Origin of the sequence: Streptomyces sp. NPDC057543 (assembly GCF_042801895.1) — a bacterium.
In the GTDB taxonomy this organism is placed as follows: domain Bacteria; phylum Actinomycetota; class Actinomycetes; order Streptomycetales; family Streptomycetaceae; genus Streptomyces.
Window position 1 is genome coordinate 1 of the sequence record NZ_JBHVFF010000600.1, and the last position, 1,192, is coordinate 1,192.

The window sequence follows — 1,192 nt, forward strand, 5'->3', positions numbered from 1 at the left end:
CCGACACCTGACCCGACACCGATGCCTGACCCGGCTCAAGCCCCGGACCCGACACCGACGCCTGACCCGGCGCCGACACCTGACCCGACGCCTGACCCGGCTCAGGCCCCGGACCCGGCTCAGGCCCCTGACCCGGCTCAGGCTCCGGATCCGAGTCGGGCGCCGACTGAGCGAGACTTCCGGACGCTCACCGATCGCCCAGGGCCCGCAGCCAGCTGATCACGGCGTTCACCGTCCGGTAGTCGAGCTCGGCGATCCGGGCAACGGCCTGGGCGTCGTTCAACCGCACGGGAAGGCATGCCGCGTCCAGCGCGCAGTGCAGCATCACCTGGTGCGCCTGCGTGGCCGACAGGTCCTCCCCCACGCGCGGGTAGGGACGCAGGAATGCGGAGATGGGCAGCGGGGGCGTCGGGAATGCTGGATAGTCCATGGTTCATGCTCCGATTGCTCTCTCGTTCACCCTCATTCACCTACGAAGCCTCGAAGGCCCGCCGGCACCCTGGAGGCCGGCCCGGCGCATGAGGAGTTGCACCGTTCCGTGGCTGACCGTGATGCCGTATCCGAGGGCCAGTTCTTCGTGAATGCGCCGGTACCCGTAGGTCCCGTGCGACGCGGTGTGGATCGTGGTGATGACTTCGGTGAGCCAGGAGTGGCGAACAGACCTCGCGGAGGGAGGGCGGGAGCGCCACGTGAAGTACCCGGACTCCGTCACCCCCAGGGCAGTTGTGGCAGTCCGCACGGGTAAGCATTCGCAGACCATCACATGCGCCGCAGCGAATCGCCTTTTGGGGAGGTCGCCCCGCACAGCAGCTCGGTCGCGCGTCGGAGGACGGCGAGCTCGGTCTCCAGCTCGGCGATGCGTTTGCGCGCGGCCTTGATTTCGGACCCGGCGTCCAGGACGGACCACCCGTTCCGGAGGTGCGGCAGGTATCTGCGCCGCCACTCGTAGACCGTCCGCTCCTTGAGGCCGAGATCTACGGCGACCTTCTTCACGGGCTCGCCTACGGCGAGCAGGTCAAGGGCCCGACGACGCAGCTCGGGTGGGTGGCTCATGGATGTCAGTACTCCGGGAGACGGTGGAGCCGAGGTCCGACTCCCGGCTCGGGGAACGGGTCCCCGAGCCGGGAGTCGTCGAGGTTCGGTACGGGGCCGGAGGCGCCCGTCCGGCCTGACCGGCCGGACGGTCCTAGGG

At 69.4% G+C, this 1,192-nt stretch carries 3 protein-coding genes; all 3 read right to left on the reverse strand.

Going from position 1 to position 1,192, the window contains the following annotated elements; translation table 11 throughout:
• Positions 1 to 187: 187 nt before the first annotated feature.
• Genes ACFU8Q_RS41585 through ACFU8Q_RS41595 form a run of 3 tightly spaced genes read right to left on the reverse strand, consistent with a single transcriptional unit; the run spans position 188 to position 1,053 of the window.
• Positions 188 to 430 (reverse strand): hypothetical protein, encoded by a 243-nt coding sequence (locus ACFU8Q_RS41585; protein ID WP_384465452.1) that lies wholly within the window; start codon positions 428 to 430, stop codon positions 188 to 190.
• Positions 431 to 466: 36 nt separating this feature from the next.
• A complete protein-coding gene (locus ACFU8Q_RS41590) occupies positions 467 to 760 on the reverse strand; it encodes an IS3 family transposase (protein ID WP_384465455.1) in 294 nt (97 codons plus the stop codon).
• Complete coding sequence (locus ACFU8Q_RS41595) at positions 760 to 1,053, reverse strand: helix-turn-helix domain-containing protein (protein WP_384465458.1); 294 nt, start codon at positions 1,051 to 1,053, stop codon at positions 760 to 762. Before ACFU8Q_RS41595 ends, ACFU8Q_RS41590 begins: the two co-directional genes overlap by 1 nt.
• Positions 1,054 to 1,192: the final 139 nt, after the last annotated feature.